16 protein-coding genes are annotated in these 15,820 nt (G+C 65.2%); all 16 read right to left on the bottom strand.

Translation table 11 applies throughout. The features are described from left to right. Positions 1-34 precede the first annotated feature (34 nt). Positions 35-616 carry a transglycosylase SLT domain-containing protein gene (locus tag WN72_RS38585; protein ID WP_027560916.1) on the bottom strand — a complete coding sequence of 194 codons (582 nt, stop codon included), beginning with the start codon at positions 614-616 and terminating at the stop codon, positions 35-37. Continuing rightward, a complete protein-coding gene (fliK, locus tag WN72_RS38590) occupies positions 567-1,898 on the bottom strand; it encodes a flagellar hook-length control protein FliK (RefSeq protein WP_092213034.1) in 1,332 nt (443 codons plus the stop codon). Before fliK ends, WN72_RS38585 begins: the two co-directional genes overlap by 50 nt. Further along, positions 1,895-3,118 carry a chemotaxis protein gene (locus tag WN72_RS38595; protein WP_092213036.1) on the bottom strand — a complete coding sequence of 408 codons (1,224 nt, stop codon included), beginning with the start codon at positions 3,116-3,118 and terminating at the stop codon, positions 1,895-1,897. The genes fliK and WN72_RS38595 overlap by 4 nt, the downstream gene beginning before the upstream one ends. After that, the gene (locus WN72_RS38600) at positions 3,115-4,452 is read right to left on the bottom strand and encodes a MotB family protein (RefSeq protein ID WP_027560919.1); all 1,338 of its coding nucleotides are present in this window, start codon (positions 4,450-4,452) and stop codon (positions 3,115-3,117) included. The genes WN72_RS38595 and WN72_RS38600 overlap by 4 nt, the downstream gene beginning before the upstream one ends. Positions 4,453-4,457: 5 nt before the next feature. Continuing rightward, entirely contained in the window at positions 4,458-5,162 is a 705-nt protein-coding gene (locus WN72_RS38605) for a hypothetical protein (protein WP_092213038.1), read from the bottom strand. Then, positions 5,159-6,787, bottom strand: a complete 1,629-nt coding sequence (gene fliF / locus WN72_RS38610; RefSeq protein ID WP_027560921.1) for a flagellar basal-body MS-ring/collar protein FliF — start codon at positions 6,785-6,787, stop codon at positions 5,159-5,161. Before fliF ends, WN72_RS38605 begins: the two co-directional genes overlap by 4 nt. Before the next feature lie 303 nt (positions 6,788-7,090). Continuing rightward, positions 7,091-8,002 carry a flagellin N-terminal helical domain-containing protein gene (locus WN72_RS38615; RefSeq protein WP_028146174.1) on the bottom strand — a complete coding sequence of 304 codons (912 nt, stop codon included), beginning with the start codon at positions 8,000-8,002 and terminating at the stop codon, positions 7,091-7,093. Between the two features lie 269 nt (positions 8,003-8,271). Further along, positions 8,272-9,183: a flagellin N-terminal helical domain-containing protein gene (locus tag WN72_RS38620; RefSeq protein ID WP_028146173.1), complete on the bottom strand. Its 912-nt coding sequence runs from the start codon at positions 9,181-9,183 to the stop codon at positions 8,272-8,274. Between the two features lie 267 nt (positions 9,184-9,450). Further along, entirely contained in the window at positions 9,451-10,359 is a 909-nt protein-coding gene (locus WN72_RS38625) for a flagellin N-terminal helical domain-containing protein (RefSeq protein ID WP_027565119.1), read from the bottom strand. 263 nt (positions 10,360-10,622) lie between these two features. Next, complete coding sequence (fliP, locus tag WN72_RS38630; protein ID WP_027565120.1) at positions 10,623-11,363, bottom strand: flagellar type III secretion system pore protein FliP; 741 nt, start codon at positions 11,361-11,363, stop codon at positions 10,623-10,625. Further along, positions 11,360-11,803 (bottom strand): flagellar basal body-associated FliL family protein, encoded by a 444-nt coding sequence (locus WN72_RS38635; protein ID WP_027565121.1) that lies wholly within the window; start codon positions 11,801-11,803, stop codon positions 11,360-11,362. Before WN72_RS38635 ends, fliP begins: the two co-directional genes overlap by 4 nt. Before the next feature lie 42 nt (positions 11,804-11,845). Continuing rightward, on the bottom strand, positions 11,846-12,553 hold the full coding sequence (gene flgH / locus WN72_RS38640; RefSeq protein ID WP_027565122.1) for a flagellar basal body L-ring protein FlgH: 708 nt from the start codon (positions 12,551-12,553) through the stop codon (positions 11,846-11,848). After that, complete coding sequence (locus WN72_RS38645; RefSeq protein ID WP_027565123.1) at positions 12,554-13,339, bottom strand: MotE family protein; 786 nt, start codon at positions 13,337-13,339, stop codon at positions 12,554-12,556. Positions 13,340-13,406: 67 nt separating this feature from the next. Next, positions 13,407-14,537 (bottom strand): flagellar basal body P-ring protein FlgI, encoded by a 1,131-nt coding sequence (gene flgI / locus WN72_RS38650; protein ID WP_092219886.1) that lies wholly within the window; start codon positions 14,535-14,537, stop codon positions 13,407-13,409. Next, the gene (flgA, locus tag WN72_RS38655) at positions 14,534-15,010 is read right to left on the bottom strand and encodes a flagellar basal body P-ring formation chaperone FlgA (protein WP_167381146.1); all 477 of its coding nucleotides are present in this window, start codon (positions 15,008-15,010) and stop codon (positions 14,534-14,536) included. Before flgA ends, flgI begins: the two co-directional genes overlap by 4 nt. 13 nt (positions 15,011-15,023) lie before the next feature. After that, entirely contained in the window at positions 15,024-15,812 is a 789-nt protein-coding gene (gene flgG / locus WN72_RS38660; RefSeq protein WP_027565126.1) for a flagellar basal-body rod protein FlgG, read from the bottom strand. Positions 15,813-15,820: the final 8 nt, after the last annotated feature.

A 15,820-nucleotide genomic window follows, 5' to 3' on the forward strand; every position in this document is an offset into this window, starting at 1 on the left:
TTGGGAACCATGCACAACTTTAGGGTTGTCCTGGTCATGTCGTCTTGGGTTGACAGAACGAGCGCGCCTTGTCGGTCCACGCGCCGAAGCCGCTCGAGACGAGATGCGCGACGATGTGGCAGACATAGCGCTTCTGCGCCGGCTGATTGTTGGGGCCGGCGTTGTAGCGGGCGACCGCCATGGTCCAGCTGCCCTCGCGCTGCTTCAGCTCCTTCAGGAAGCGCGCCGCATATTCCACGTTCCTGGCGGGATCGAACATCGCGCGCACGGACGTGAACTTGTCGCCGTGATAGTAGTGGTTGATCTGCATGCAGCCGAGATCGATCAGCTTGATGCCCTTGGCGCGCATCGCTTCGAAATTCGCGATCGCATCATCCATGTCCTTGGCGAACACGGTCTGCCCTTCCGCTCCGAGCGCGTAAGGATAGAGCGCGCCGCGCCGCCCGGTTTCGGTCAGGCCGACCGCATAGAGAATGCCGAGCGGAATGCCGTGCTGCTGGGACGCACGCGCCATCTCGCGCTCGCAGGGGCGCGCATTGTCGGTCGCCGCTGCCGCAGTGCCGGCGCTACAGATAAACAGGGCCGCGACGAGTCTGCTGGCCCACGTCCTGATCATGACGCGTCTCCTGGTTGGACTGGCGCTCCTGGCGGGCCTGCCTCGCATCGCCATCGGATTGCCCCGACGACGTGCCGGTGCCGTCGAACGTGCCCTGCGACTGGGGCGACGGCTGTTGCTGGCCGGGCAGTTGCGGTTGCGACTGGCCGGAGCCGCTCTGGAATCCGTCCAGCGAGCCATGCTGCACCGGCGCCACGTCGGCAACGTAACCTGCCGACTGCATCAGATCGCGGATCTGGTCGCGCTGCTGGTCCAGCATCTGGCTGGTATCCTTGCGTTCGGCCGCGAGATGGACGGACACCTCGGTGCCGACGAGACGAAGGCGCACGGTGACGTTGCCGAGCTGCGGCGGCTCGAGATTGATGGTCAAAATCTTGAGCGGCTCTGGCGCGTTGGCCTGCGACGTTGCGAGATCGGGAGCCGCGGACGCCGCCGGCGCTGCGGTTTCCTTCAACTCTGTGACGACCGCGTTGGCGACCTGTTGCGGCGCATTGAATTGCGCCGGCGGCAGATGGGTCTCCTGCTGGACCACGGTGACCTTGGTCGTTTCGGGCAAGGTGTCCCGCGCCGAGGCCTTGACCGCGCGTTCGACATTGGCCGTGACGGCTTCGAAGCCTGACGTCGCAGGCATTGCCTTCGCGGCGTCGCCGCCTTGCTGCGGCGTGGCCTGCTGAGCTGCCACTGCTTGCGAACCCGGACCTTGCGCGCGCGGACTGGCTGGAGCTGCAGCGGTCGCCGCGGAATCGAGCGCAGCCGCCTTGGAAGCTGCCGGAACCTCACGCTTCGTCGAGGAGGATCGCTCATCTCGCGCGGGCGCGTCCTTCCTGTCGCCCGCCGGCAATTGCATCTGCGGAATCGCGGCGGCGAGCTCCTGGCCAACGATCACCGGAGTGCTCGATCGGCTCTGGGCATCCGCTTTCGAGGCAAGATCGATCGGATTTTGCTTCTCCGATGATAAGCCGGTCTTCTCGTCGGAAGACTTCTCCGCTGATTTGGACTCGTCGGCCGCCTCGGTGCGTTCGTGCCCGTCCTTGGTCTCGTCCTTCCCGGCCGAGTGCGCCAGGCGCGTGCGCAGCGTGGCGGTCTTCACGCCGGTGTCGCTGCCCTCATCGTTCAGCGCCCGCTTGGCGAGGTTCGAGACGGTGTGGAGCAGATCGTTGAACGACGAATCCGCCTGCGATTTCGTACCAGTGCCCTTCGCCGAGCGCGACGTCCCACGCATGTTGAGGCTCTCGGCGAGGCCGGAGAAGACCTGTCCTGATGTTCCGCTGAGCTTCGTCATGGACGACGATCCCTGGTGAGAAGTTCGAGTTCGCTGAGTTGCTTCTGCGCGCGTGCGAGGGCCGCGGTCGACGACGCGAGATCGAGACGCGCCGGCGTTACCGGCGGCTTGTCGGCGGCAGCAGCGGGCCCGCCCGCGAACGGCTTGCGGACGTCGAGCGCGAGCTGCATCGTCGCATTCAGAAGCGGAACGTCGCGCTCGGGCAGCTTGGAGCGGTCAAGTGCCTTCAGCTCGGCAAGACCGCCGTCATATTCGTCGGTGAGCGCACGCGAGGCGCCGCGGAAGAGATGCGCTCGCTCGCGCTCCGCCGAAGCATCGGCGCTGAGCGTCAGCGCGCGCTCGCCGGCAAGCCGGGTCACTTCCATCCGCCCGCGCACCATCGCGGCGCGTGCGATCATGAGATAGAGCTTGAGGCGGCTCGCGCGGTCGATCTGCTCCAGCAGGCTGCCGATCCGCGAGAAGCGGCGCTCGTCGAGCGCGAGGCTCGATTGCGTCAGACCCGAGGAGAAGCGCTGCCAGAAGTCGCCGGCATAGATCGAGTTGCGATAATGGCGGATATAGGCCAGCGTCAGGAACTCGAACTTATCGAAATCCTCGGCCTGTCCGACCAACAGGATCTCGCGGCGCAGTGCGGCTTCCTCCACCAGCGTGCCGGGCAGAAGCAGCCGCGCGTCGTCGAGGCGCTCGATCGCGAGCGATGCTTCAGAGCGCGCGAACAGCGCACCCTGAACCAGCGCGACCTGTCCGCCCAGGCCCGACGGAAGCGTCCGCGGCTTGACCTCTTTGAGCAGCTCGCGCGCTTCGTCCTGGCGGCCCTCGACATAGGCGAGCGCGCCGTCGAACAGCCGCCCCTCGACATTGATCTTGTCGCGCGGCAGCTTGCGGACCAGTTGAGGCGCGCCGCCGCTGAGCATGTAGATGACAACGGCCTGGCCGTTCTGCGGATTGCTCCACACGTTCGGATCGGCGGCGAGATACTTCTCGCCGATCTGCCGGATCAGCGCGATGTGGCTGCCATGCGCCGCGGTGTCGCCATTGGCGATGCCGTCCTGCACCGCCTGCAATCCGCGCACGAGCTCATAAGGCTCGCTCGACGTCGATGCCGGCGCAGGAGCCGGCGCCGGCGCCGGGGTTGGCGCCGGTGCGGTCTCGGCCAAGACGCGTGAAGCCGTCAGCGGCACCACCATCAGCAGCACCGCGCAGAGGAGCAGCCTGATCAAGGGCGCTTCTCCCGGATCAGGATCTCAATCCGGCGGTTCTGCGCCGCGGCCGGGTCGTTCGGAAGCTTCGGCCGCCGATCGGCATAGCCTTCGACGTGCTCGATCCGCTGCGCATCGACGCCGGAGCGAACCAGCATGTAATAGGCCATCTGCGCCCGCGCCGTCGACAGCCGCCAGTTGTCGTAGTTCTCCGACTTGTACGGCCGATTATCGGTGTGGCCGCGCACGATGATCACGCCCTGGCGCTTCGTCAGCAGCGGCCCGATCTTGTCGATCACGCGGATCAGCTCGGGCCGCGGCTCGGCCGAGCCGACCGCGAACATGCCGAAGCTGGCATCGTCGGTCAGGCTGATCAGCAGGCCTTCCTCGACCTGACGCACCTCGGCGACCGGTCCGGCGCCGGCCTTGATATCCGACAGCGCATCCGCGATCGCGGATTGAAGCTGCTTGACGGTCGGCTGCTGGGTCTGCGCTGCATCGCGCGGTTCGGAAGTCTTCGCTTGATCGTTGGGGCGCGGCTGCGCGGCGGCATTGGCTTGAGCGCCAGCCTGCGCACTTGGCTGCGCATTCGCCTGGGCGCCGCCGTCGCGCTGAGCCTGCGACGGCGCGGGCCCTGGCGGCAGCAGCGGCGACAGGCTTGCCGACGAAGCATCAGCATTCGGAGCGATGCTTCCGCCGGCATCGTCCGTCTTGGCACGGCGCGCCTGCGGCTCACCCTGGCTCGTTCCGGACGCGATGTCGCGCGCGGACGCATTCGGCTTTGGCTCGCTGTCGACGAAGCGATCCGCATCCTTCGACATTTGCGGCGCCATCTTCCAATAGCCGGGATCGAACGGATCGCGATAGGCGTCGCCGCCCTTGAGGCCTTCCTCTTCGGCCGAGGTCAGCGCACCTGCACGTCGCTGGCCCGAAGCCTGGTTCGAGCTGTTCGCGATCTCGGCAAGCGTCGCATAGGGATCGCGGAACAGGACCTTCTCTTCGAAGGAAGCCGGCTTCTCGGCCGTCGGCGAGTCGCCGCGGCGCTCTTCGTTCGGTCCGGCTGGCTGACGCTTGCCATCCTGGCCCTCGAACTGCGTCGGCTCCTTCTTGGTGAGATCCTTGAGGCCCTTCGGGGCAGGCGCGTTCTCCGCGAGCTTGATCGGATTGAAATAGCTCGCGACCACCTGCTTCTGGTCCTGGTTGAGGGCGTTGAGCAGCCACATGACCAGGAAGAACGCCATCATCGCGGTCATGAAATCCGCATAGGCGATCTTCCACACGCCACCGTGATGCGCCTCCTCGGCGAAGGCGCTACGCCGGCGGACGATCACGATCTCATGCTTGACCTCTTCCATGGCGACTACCGGCGTGCGTCTTTCAGGCGCTCGCTCCACGCCGAGATCTGCGTCTCGATCACGGTCTGGTCGGCGACGACGCGGACCTCCAAGGTCTCGGCGGCCTCATACTCGATGCTTGCTCGCCTGGAGGCGTCGAGCTGCGTCCTCACGAGGTCAAGCAGCTCGCTCGGACCCGTCACCTTGAACACCGGCACCGGCGAGTTGCCGGTCAGAGCCGCGACCTGCTCGACCAGAGACCCGATCGCCTTGTCGCGGACCGCATCGGCGAGGAACGGCAGCAATATGCGCGCGACGGAGCTCGCAATGTTGGTCTCGATCTCGCGGCATGCCGCCTCGAAACCGCTGACGATCGCGGCCGCCTGCTGGTCGGACCATTTGGCGCGCTCTTCGCCAAGCCGGATCGCGCTGCGCACCCGCTCTTCGGCGACCTTGGCATCGCCTTCCGCAACGCCGGCGGCATGGCCGCGACGATAGGCATCGTCGAGAAGATTGACCGGCGGAGCTTCCGGCTCGGGCGCCGGAGGCGGCGACTGAAGCTGCGGCTGCGATTGAGGTTGGCGCTGCGGCTGGGCCTGCGGCTGCGGCTCGCGCCGCGCCTCCTTCTGCCTCGTCAGCACGTCCTGGATCTTGGGCGGCGGAGGCGGCGGCGACTTGGCCCGGCCGTTCGCGTCGAACTGCGTCAGGAGTTTTCCGATTGCCGCGTTCATGCCGCCTCCTCGCGTCGCATCCAGTCTTTAAGGATTGCTGCCGCCTGCATCTGATCGAGCCGGACGATCTGCTCCAGCCGCTTCTGGGGTGTCCGCTGCATCTTGCCTTCGAGGTCCTCGACGAGGTTGAGCTCGGGGTCCTGGCTCTCGGCCAAGGCGAGGGCCGCGGCGGTTTCGAGCTCAGCGGCCTCGGCGGCCTCGGTCTGCTCCTGCTGCGCGCGGTGAGTCAGGATGCCGTTGACCGCGGGACGGAGCCCGAACCAGACCAGCATCGAGGCGACGGCCAGGATCGTCACCGCGTTGATGACGCTGCCGAGCTGCTTGTTGATCATCTCGACGAAGCTGATCGGCGGCACCGGCGCGAGCTCGCGCGAGCCTTCGATGAAGTCGACGGCCGTCACCTGGATCTGGTCGCCGCGCGTCTTGTCCAGTCCGCCGGCGGTCGCCGCGAGCTGGCTGATCTCGGCGAGCTTGCTGTCGATGATGGCCTGGTTGCTCTTGTCGCCGAGATCGGCGACGAGCCGCGCGCGGTTGACCAGCACGGCGATGAAGAGTTTCTTGACCGAATAGCCGTCGCTCACCGTCGTCGTCGTCTTCGACGACACCTCGAAATTGGTGACGTCCTCGCGGCGGGACTTGTCTTCGCTGGAATTCTTGGTGCCGCCGGAATTGACCTGCTGGTCGGGAAGATTCTGCTGCACCGTGGTCGGCTGCGAACGGTCCGCGTTCTGCGACGATTCCTTCTCGCGGACGTTCCGCACCGAACGCTCGGCGCGGCTCTCCGGATCGTAGACGGTCTCGTTGATCTGCCGCTTATCGGTGGAGAGCTGCGGGGCGACGCTCACCTCGAAATTGTCGAGGCCCAGATACGGCGTCAGCGCCTTGCGGATGTTCTCCTGCACCATGCCGCCGACCGTCTTCTGGAGGCTCGCCATCTTGGTCGGCGCAGCGCTCGCCTCGTCCTCCTCGGCGAGGAGCATCGAACCGTCGGCGTCAAGCACGGTCACCTTGTCGCGGCTCATGCCGGGAATGGCAGCAGCGACGAGATGGCGGATCGACTGCGCGGTACGCGCCTCGATCGCACCGTCGGTGCGCAGCACGACGGAGGCCGAGGGCGGCTGCTGCGTGGCGCGGAACGAGCCGCGCACCGGCAGCACGATATGCACCCGCGCCGCCTTGACGCCCTTCATCAGCTGGACGGTACGCGCGATCTCGCCCTCGAGGGCGCGCAGCTTCGTCACTTCCTGCATGAACGAGGTCAGGCCGAGCGAGCCGATCTTGTCGAACAGCTCGTAGCCGGAGTTGGCGCTGGTCGGCAGGCCCTTTTCGGCGAGCAGCATCCGCGCCTGCATGGTCTGGCTCGGGCGCACCGAGACGGCGTCACCGGCCGTATTGACGTCGAAGGCGATGTTCTGCTCGCGCAGCGCAGCACCCATGCGCGTCACGTCCTCGCGGGTGAGGCCGGTATAGAGGGTCTCGAATTCCGGGCGGCTCAGATAATACGCGCCACCGACGACGGTGACGAGAACGGCAAAGCCGATCAGTCCCAAGGCCATCAGGCGTCGCGGCCCAAGCTCCAGCAGATTGTTGAGCAGTTGCTGTATCTGCGCACGACTGAACAGCATATGACCTCGTACCAATGCGAACGTAGAGGACACTCCGCTGCCAACCTTGTCTGAAGGTTGCGCAAGGACACGAATGTGTCAGTTCGCTGGCGAGGCGTTGTAAATTTGCAAGAATTTTCTCCGACACAGACGGTCCAGCAGCAGCCATCGGGCGCGCGAACGCACGCCAGCGCAGTCGGCTGCGGGTGCTGCATGAAGTCTGGTGTCAGGAGGTCATTGCGGGCACGTCATGTGCCGCCAAATCCACCGTTCATGGCGGGGACCGTGCTCCCATGGGGAGCACGGTCGTCTTGAAGCCGAAGCTTACTTGAACAGCGACAGGATGCTCTGGCTGTTCTGGTTGGCGATCGAGAGCGCCTGAACGCCGAGCTGCTGCTGGGTCTGCAGCGCCTGGAGGCGGGTCGATTCCGCGTTCATGTCGGCGTCGACGAGCTGGCCGATACCGCGATCCACCGAGTCCATCAGGGTCTTGACGAACTCCGTGTTGGTCGCGATGCGGTTCTTGACGGCGCCGAGGTCGGCGGCGGCCGAAGCCACCGAGTTGATCGCAGCGGTGACCTGCGCGATATAGCCGTCGAGCGTAGCCTGGTCGGTGGTCGCGTCGGTCAGCGAGGTGATGGTGATGTTGGCGATCGACACACCGGCGGTCGTCTGCGTGTCCAAAATGCCGCTCGTGGTCGACGTGTAGAGCGAGTAGTTCGAGATCGTCAGGGTGATGGAGCCGATCGTGGGCGTGCTCTGGACGCGGGAGAACGACGACACCAGGTCGAAGGTCGCCGGCGTCGAGGCGGTCGCGCTCAGCCAGTTCACGCCGTTGAAGGTCGCCGCATCGGCGGTGTTCTTCATCTGCTGCTGGATCTGGGTGATGTCGGCCTGGATCTTGGAGCGGTCGATACCGGCGGTCTTGGCTTCGACCAGCAGCGACTGCAGCTTGGTCAAGCCACCGGTCTTGTCGCCGACGACGGCGGTCAGAGCGGTATATTCGGTGTCGACGGTCGCGGCCGACAGACCGAGCGAGTCGGAGACCGCGGAGAGCGCGGCGTTGTCGGCGCGCATCGAGGTTGCGATCGACCAGTAGGCGGCGTTGTCCGAAGCGGTCGAGACGCGCTGGCCGGTCGAGATCCGGTTTTCGGTGGTCTGCAGGTTGGAGCTGACGTTGCGGAGGGTCTGCAGCGCCGTCATTGCTGCGGAGTTGGTGAGCAGACTAGAACTCATTTTGACGTCCCCTTGAAACAGATTGAAATTTGTTGGGACATACCGGACTTGCACCGGTACGACAGGGCGGCATCATGCCTTTGGGCTGCGAAAAGCGCGCTCAACCGGTCGTAACGGCGGCGATAGCACGCGAAGTTTGCGCGAAGCTTGTGGCTCCGTAACCGGACCACAATAGTGCAGCCGAATTTACGGCGGGCGCGGGACGTCACGCCAAAACGAAAAGAGCCGCGCTTCGCGAGAAGCGCGGCTCCCTTAGATAGCTTTCAGGCTTAGCGGAACAGCGAGAGGATGCTCTGGCTGTTCTGGTTGGCGATCGAGAGCGCCTGAACGCCGAGCTGCTGCTGGGTCTGCAGCGCCTGGAGGCGGGTCGATTCCGCGTTCATGTCGGCGTCGACGAGCTGGCCGATACCGCGATCCACCGAGTCCATCAGGGTCTTGACGAATTCCGTGTTGGTCGAGATGCGGTTCTTGACGGCGCCGAGGTCGGCAGCGGCCGAAGCCACCGAGTTGATCGCGGCGGTGACCTGCGCGATGTAGCCGTCGAGCGTGGCCTGGTCGGTGGCCGCGTCGGTCAGCGAGGTGATGGTCAGGTTGGCGACCGACACACCGGCGGTCGTCTGCGTGTCCAGAATGCCGCTCGTGCCCGACGTGTAGAGCGAGTAGCTGGAGATCGTCAGGGTGATGGAGCCGATCGTGGGCGTGCTCTGGACGCGGGAGAACGACGACACCAGGTCGAAGGTCGCCGGCGTCGAGGCGGTCGCGCTCAGCCAGTTCACGCCGTTGAAGGTCGCCGCATCGGCGGTGTTCTTCATCTGCTGCTGGATCTGGGTGATGTCGGCCTGGATCTTGGAGCGGTCGATACCGGCGGTCTTGGCTTCGACCAGCAGCGACTGCAGCTTGGTCAAGCCACCGGTCTTGTCGCCGACGACGGCGGTCAGAGCGGTATATTCGGTGTCGACGGTCGCGGCCGACAGACCGAGCGAGTCGGAGACCGCGGAGAGCGCGGCGTTGTCGGCGCGCATCGAGGTTGCGATCGACCAGTAGGCGGCGTTGTCCGAAGCGGTCGAGACGCGCTGGCCGGTCGAGATCCGGTTTTCGGTGGTCTGCAGGTTGGAGCTGACGTTGCGGAGGGTCTGCAGCGCCGTCATTGCTGCGGAGTTAGTGAGGAGGCTAGAACCCATTTTGATGTCCCTTTGAGATTGATTGAGTGGGGACATACCGGACTTGCACCGGTACGACAGGGCGGCGTCATGCCTTTGGGCTGCTGAAAGCGGTTAGGCCCAACCTGTCGTACGGCGACCGTAACGTGCGAAGCTTGTGCGAGGCTTGTGGCTCTGTGTCCCGGTTGCAACAGAGCAGCCGAATTGAAGGCATGCGCGTAGCGTCACGCCAAAACGAAAGGGCCGCGCTTTGCGAGAAGCGCGGCCCTCCCCGGATTGTCTTTCGACTTAGCGGAACAGCGACAGGATGCTCTGGCTGCTGTTGTTGGCGATCGAGAGCGCCTGCACGCCGAGCTGCTGCTGGACCTGGAGGGCCGCCAGGCGGGTGGACTCCTGGTTCATGTCGGCGTCGACAAGCTGGCCGATACCGCGATCAACCGAGTCCATCAGGGTCTTGACGAACTCCGTGTTGGTCGAGATACGGTTCTTGACGGCGCCGAGATCGGCGGCGGCCGAAGCTGCCGAGTTGATCGCAGCGGTGACCTGCGCGATGTAGCCGTCGAGCGTGGTCTGGTCGGAGGCCGCGTCGGTCAGCGAGGTGATGGTCATGTTGGCGACCGACACACCGCTGGTCGTCTGCGTGTCCAGAATACCGCTCGTGCTCGCCGTGAAGAGCGAGTAGCTGGAGACCGTCAGGGTAATCGCACCCGTGGTCGGCGTGCTCTGGACGCGGGAGTAGGACGACACGAGGTCGACCGTCGCCGGCGTCGAGGCAGTCGTGCTCAGCCAGTTCACGCCGTTGAAGGTCGCCGCATCCGCGGTGCTCTTCATCTGCTGCTGGATCTGGGTGATGTCAGCCTGGATCTTGGAGCGGTCGATACCGGCGGTCTTGGCTTCGACCAGCAGCGACTGGAGCTTGACCAAGCCGGAGTCCTTGTCGCCGATAACCGTGTTCAGGGCGGTGTATTCGGTGTCGACGGTCGCGGCCGACAGACCGAGCGAGTCGGAGACCGCGGAGAGCGCGGCGTTGTCGGCGCGCATCGAGGTCGCGATCGACCAGTAGGCGGCGTTGTCCGAAGCAGTCGAGACGCGCTGGCCGGTGGAGATGCGGGTTTGCGTGGAGGAGAGCTGCGAACTCACAGACCGCAGGGTCTGGAGTGCGGTCATGGCGGTCGAGTTCGTAAGCAGGCTTGACATTGCGAATGTCCCTTTATGTACGCGTTACATTTTCACGAGGGGACATACCGGGCTTTCACCGGTACGGAGGGGCGGCATCATGCCTTTGGACTGATGTGGGTGGGGTCCAACCCGCCGTGCCGCATTGCTAGCACGCCGAATCTTGCGCGCGCCTTAAGATCGGCTTGAATTTCTAAGCAAAATCATATGGTTAACATTACCCAATGCTAACCATGATGCGGTACTTCTCGCTAACCATAACCGGCCGGCCGAAGGTCGCCGCCTTACGAGAACGACCGCACGAGGCCTGAGGCGAGCAGGTTCCAGCCGTCGATCAGCACGAAGAACAGCATCTTGAACGGCAGCGCGAGGATCGTCGGCGGCATCATCATCATGCCCATCGACATCGTCAGCGTCGCCACGATCATGTCGATGACCAGGAACGGCAGCATGATCAGGAATCCGATCTCGAACGAGCGCCTGAGCTCGGAGATCATGAAGGCCGGGATGATGACGCGCAGATCGATGCGCTTGTCGTCGAACTTCTTGCGAAAACTCTCGGCGGCGAGCGCCTCGAAGGTCTGGAGATCCTTGTCGCGAACATGCGCCAGCATGAACTCGCGGAACGGATCGGTGATCTTCAGATAGGCCTCTTCCTCCGAGATCTCGTTCTTCATGAGCGGCTGGACGCCGGTTTCCCAGGCGCGGTCGAATGTCGGCGCCATCACGTAGAACGTCATGAACAGCGCGAGGCTGATCAGCACCAGATTGGCCGGCGTGGTCTGGAGGCCGAGACCGGAGCGCAGGAACGACAGCGCCACCGCAAACCGCGTGAAGCTCGTCACCATGATCAGCAGTCCCGGCGCCACCGACAGCACCGTGATCAGCGCCATCAGCTGGATGATCCGGCCGCTGGTCGAGCCGTTGCCGGGCGGCAGCAGCGAGTTGAGGTCCGGAATCTGGGCGAACGCCACCTCGGGCAGGACGACCAGAATCAGCGCGAGCAGCAGGACTCTCAATTTCACTGAATCACCAACGTCTCAATGATCAATTCGCGAACCTTGCCCGACGAGCGGATGTTGGCGCGCTCGGTCAGGTCGTCGCGCAAATGCTGGAGCCCGCGAGATCCCTCGAACTGGCCGACCGACGCCGACCGCAGATAGGTCACGATGTCCTCGCTGATATGGGCTGCCAGGATGCCGGCATCCTCGTCGTTCATGCTATCGGTCACCATCGAGGCTTCGATACGCGCCCAGTTGTTGGATGGCGCGCCGAGATTGGTCACGATCGGCGACAGCTTCCTGAGCCGCGCGCTTCCGGCGTAGCTCGTGGCAAGAGGCGGCGGCGCGGCGGCCTTCTTCGCGTCGGCGACGCGCTCCGCGGCCGCAAACAGATGCAGGCCGGCGAGCGCGCCCGCGCCGATCGCGATCAGGGTCAGCACCACAATGGCCGCGATCAGGCGCATCACGTCCCCTGCCCTCGCGACGCGGCCCGGCCGGCGCTATTCTCAGAACGGTGCCACGGCGTCATAGATCCGATGTCCCCATCCGGGTTGCTGCACGTCAGACAGATTTCCGCGGCCGCCGTAGGACACGCGCGCCTCTGCGATCTTCTCGTAGGAGATCGTGTTGGTGCGCGATATGTCGCGCGGACGCACGATACCGCCGACGTTGAGCACGCGCATCTCGGTGTTGACGCGGAATTCCTGCGAGCCACTGATCATCATATTGCCGTTCGGCAACACGTCGGTGACGACGGCGGCGATCGACAGCTTGATGTCCTCGGTGCGATCGATCTGGCCGTTGCCCTTGATCTGGGTGTTGGTCGAGAGGTTGGCGTTGGCCGTGCCCTTGTCGTTCCACCCGGCGACGTCCATCAGCCAGTCCAGCCCGAACTTGATCTGCGAATCGCGCGAGCGGTCGGTCTTGTTGTCGAGCTTGGCCTTGTCCTGCATCGAGATGATCACCGTCACGACGTCGCCGGTGCGGCGGGCACGGGGATCGCGGTAGAGATCTGTGCCGTCGTCCCAGGTCGAGCGATAGCTGACGGGCGTACGAACGCGGGGCGTCACCGGGATCGGTTCGGCCTGCGTCCTGAGGCCGCTGCCGACCGGCGACAATCGCGGACCGGTCAGGACCTCCGCCGGATCATTGAAGCACCCCGCGAGGAGCACCGACGACAGCAGGAGCGACAGGATGAGGATCGGCTTCTTCATCTATTTGGTCTTTCCGTCATCCACGCGGCGCATTCCGCCGAGCACGTCGGCAAGGTGCGCCGCGCGCGCCGTATCCATCTCGTTGAAGATTGCGCTCGAGGTCCTCGGGTTGAGCTTGGCGAGCACGGCGGCGGCGGTCTCGTCCGCCATGCCGGCGATCTGGGTGGCGGCCGCGTCCGGCTTCATGCGCGAGTAGATCTCGACGACCTGCGCTTCGGCCTTTTTCAGGAAGTCGTCGCGCAGCGCCATCCACTTCTCGTATTCGGCGCGCTTGGCCTCGACCTCGGCGATCCGCTCGCGGAGCTGGGCCTCGGCCTTCTCCAGCTCCTTGAGCTGCCAGGCCAGCCGCGCATCGACGGCGGGATCGGCAACGTTGCTACAGAACAGGGCGACCTCGTTATCCGCGGGCACAGCAGCCTGGGCCGGCGCAGGCTTCGGCGGGGCCGTGACGCTGCCGGGCTTGACCGTGCGCACGGGCGCAGATGCAGGTGCGGCTGCGGGCGCCCGGGCCGGCGCAGGCGTCTCGGGCGCGGGCACCGCGCCGGTGGTCGCGGGTCCTTGATCTTCGGCCGCCCACGCCGTCGCGCGGATCGACGCATTGTCGGCCGGTATCGGTGCCGATGCAGACGGCTTCTGCGCTCCCGGCGCCCGGCCGCGCGCGAACGAGAGCAGGTTGAGCGGCTTCGACGGCTTGGCCTCGTCCAGCGCCAGCACAGGCGAGCCGCCCGCAAGCGCGGACGCCGCGACCAGGACGAGGAGTTTGGCTTTGTGATCCAGCTTCAGCATCGGGCCGCGTGCGATTCTCGGTCGAGACCTGAGCATTGAGCGACCAAGCTTGCACGACGCTTGTGCATCATTGCACGATGACGTCAGCCTGGAGCGCACCGGCGGTCTTGATGGCCTGGAGGATCGCGATGATGCCGGACGGCTTCAGGCCGATCTGGTTCAGGCCGCGCACCAGACGTTGGAGATCGACGCCACTGAGGATCGCCACCTGCGATCCGGCTTCATTGGCCTCGACGATGGTCTGGGGCACGACGACGGTCTGCCCTTGCGAGAACGGCGCCGGCTGCGACACCACCGGAAGCTCGGTGACACGAACCGTCAGATTGCCGTGCGTCACGGCGACGGTCGAAATGCGCACGTCACGTCCGATCACCACCGTGCCGGTACGCTCGTTGATCACCACCCGCGCCGGGGTATCAGGCTCGACCGTCAGCTCACCGACTTCCGCGAGAAAGCGGACCGGCCCGACATAGCGAGGCTTCGACAGCACGATCGTGCGATAATCGCGCTCGAAGGCGATCTGCGCCCGATAGCGGCCGCCGGCGTAGCGGTTGATGGCGTCGAGGATGCGCGTCGCGGTGACGAAATCGGGGTTCTTGAGCTCCAGCACCAGGAATTCCATCTCGTGGAGACTTCCCTGCACCTCGCGCTCGACCAGCGCGCCGTTCGGAATGCGTCCCGCGGTCGGCGTGCCCTGGCTGACGTTCTGCGCCTGGCCTCCGACACTGTAGCCGGCGACCGTGACCGCGCCTTGCGCCACCGCATAGACTGCGCCGTCGGCCGCACGCAGCGACGTCATCACCAGCGTGCCGCCGAGCAGCGAGGTCGCATCGCCGAGCGACGACACCGTCACATCCATGCGCTCGCCGGGCCCGATCGAGGGCTGCAGATCCGCGGTCACCATCACGGCGGCGACGTTACGCGTGCGCAGCGTGGTCGGACGCGGCGGATTGTTGGTGCTGGTGGTCTCGTTCCTGACGTTGATGCCCATGTTCTCGAGCATCGATTGCAGGGACTGCTCCGTGAACGGCGCGTTGCGGAGCGTGTCGCCGGTGCCGTTCAGGCCGATAACGAGGCCGTAGCCGACGATCTGATTTTCGCGCAGTCCCTTGATGTCCGCGATGTCCTTGATGCGGACGGCGGCCTGGGCGCTGGCGGCGGAGAGGAGGAGGACGAGTGCGAGCAGGAACCTGGTCATGACCCGTCCATGACCTTGACGGTTCCGTCCGGCTGGACGATGCCCCTGATGATCACGCCAGTATCGGTGTTGCGCACCGGGATCAGCGCGCCGGGCGCGCCCTGCTGCATCGCCGAGCCGTAAGTGACGATCGACAGGCCGCTGTCCTCGACCACGACCTTGACCATGGCGCCGCGTGCGACGGTCCAGGGCTCTTCGACCGAGTTGGTCGGGATCGGCTGGCCCGGCAGCAAGTTGCGCCGCGCCATCCGGCCGACCAGGACCTGGCGTCCTTCGATGAACATGGCAACGCCAAGCACGTTCGGCGCGAAGACGCGCTCCGTGATCATGTCGTCCCGGATCAGCTCGCCGGCGCGGATCGACACGGCCGGCACGGGAAGCCGCTTCTCCTCGGCCAAGGCGCCGCGCGCCGAGACCAGAACCAGCAGCACGGCGGCCAACCCGCGCACCATCAGGCCCACCCTGTTCAACATGGAGACACCGGAACTAGCGAAGGCCCTTCGATACGGTCGAGGCCATTTCATCCGAGGCCTGGATGACCTTGGCATTCATCTCGTAGGCGCGCTGCGCCGAGATCAATTCGGTAATCTCCTTGACCGGATCGACGTTCGAGGCTTCGAGATATTGCTGGTTGATCTTGCCGTAGCCGGAATCGCCCGGCAGGCCGACGACGGGCGTACCCGACGCCGTCGTCTCACGATAGAGATTGCTGCCGAGCGGCTCGAGGCCGGCTTCGTTGGCGAAATTGGCAAGATTGAGCTGGCCGATCTGCCGTGGGTTGATTTCGGTGTCGAGCTTGGCAAACACCTGTCCGGTCTGGTTGACCGTGACCTGGACCGTTCCCTGCGGCACCGTGATCGCGGGATCCAGCAGGTAGCCGTCGATGGTGACGAGCTGGCCGTTGGCATTGGTGTTGAACGAGCCCGCGCGGGTGTATTGCACCTCGTTGTTGGGACCCAGCACCTGAAACCAGCCACGGCCGTTGATGGCGAGATCGTAGGGGTTGCCGGTCTGCGTCAGCGCGCCCTGGATGTGCAGCTTGCGGATCGCCGCCGACTTGACGCCGAGGCCGAGATTGGCGCCTTCCGGGATCGGCGAGGAGCCGTTGACGTTCGCGACGCCCTGCATGCGGTCCATCTGGTAGAACAGATCGGTGAATTCCGCGCGCGCCCGCTTGTACGAGGTCGAGTTGATGTTGGCGATGTTGTTCGCGATGACTTCGATGTTGGTCTGCTGGGCGTTCATGCCCGTGGCCGCAATGGCGAGCGATTTCACGATCGTCA

Source organism: Bradyrhizobium arachidis (assembly GCF_015291705.1).
Lineage (GTDB): Bacteria > Pseudomonadota > Alphaproteobacteria > Rhizobiales > Xanthobacteraceae > Bradyrhizobium > Bradyrhizobium arachidis.

What these genes read in the sequence shown, in the direction of transcription:
- WN72_RS38615 (WP_028146174.1), bottom strand. Translation starts at nt 8,002, where the DNA reads ATGAGTTCTAGTCTGCTCACCAACTCCGCAGCAATGACGGCGCTGCAG.
- WN72_RS38600 (WP_027560919.1), bottom strand. Translation starts at nt 4,452, where the DNA reads ATGGAAGAGGTCAAGCATGAGATCGTGATCGTCCGCCGGCGTAGCGCC.
- WN72_RS38625 (WP_027565119.1), bottom strand. Translation starts at nt 10,359, where the DNA reads ATGTCAAGCCTGCTTACGAACTCGACCGCCATGACCGCACTCCAGACC.
- fliF (WP_027560921.1), bottom strand. Translation starts at nt 6,787, where the DNA reads ATGCTGTTCAGTCGTGCGCAGATACAGCAACTGCTCAACAATCTGCTG.
- fliK (WP_092213034.1), bottom strand. Translation starts at nt 1,898, where the DNA reads ATGACGAAGCTCAGCGGAACATCAGGACAGGTCTTCTCCGGCCTCGCC.
- flgI (WP_092219886.1), bottom strand. Translation starts at nt 14,537, where the DNA reads ATGACCAGGTTCCTGCTCGCACTCGTCCTCCTCCTCTCCGCCGCCAGC.
- WN72_RS38605 (WP_092213038.1), bottom strand. Translation starts at nt 5,162, where the DNA reads ATGAACGCGGCAATCGGAAAACTCCTGACGCAGTTCGACGCGAACGGC.
- WN72_RS38635 (WP_027565121.1), bottom strand. Translation starts at nt 11,803, where the DNA reads ATGCGCCTGATCGCGGCCATTGTGGTGCTGACCCTGATCGCGATCGGC.
- WN72_RS38645 (WP_027565123.1), bottom strand. Translation starts at nt 13,339, where the DNA reads ATGCTGAAGCTGGATCACAAAGCCAAACTCCTCGTCCTGGTCGCGGCG.
- WN72_RS38620 (WP_028146173.1), bottom strand. Translation starts at nt 9,183, where the DNA reads ATGGGTTCTAGCCTCCTCACTAACTCCGCAGCAATGACGGCGCTGCAG.
- flgH (WP_027565122.1), bottom strand. Translation starts at nt 12,553, where the DNA reads ATGAAGAAGCCGATCCTCATCCTGTCGCTCCTGCTGTCGTCGGTGCTC.
- flgA (WP_167381146.1), bottom strand. Translation starts at nt 15,010, where the DNA reads ATGTTGAACAGGGTGGGCCTGATGGTGCGCGGGTTGGCCGCCGTGCTG.
- WN72_RS38585 (WP_027560916.1), bottom strand. Translation starts at nt 616, where the DNA reads ATGATCAGGACGTGGGCCAGCAGACTCGTCGCGGCCCTGTTTATCTGT.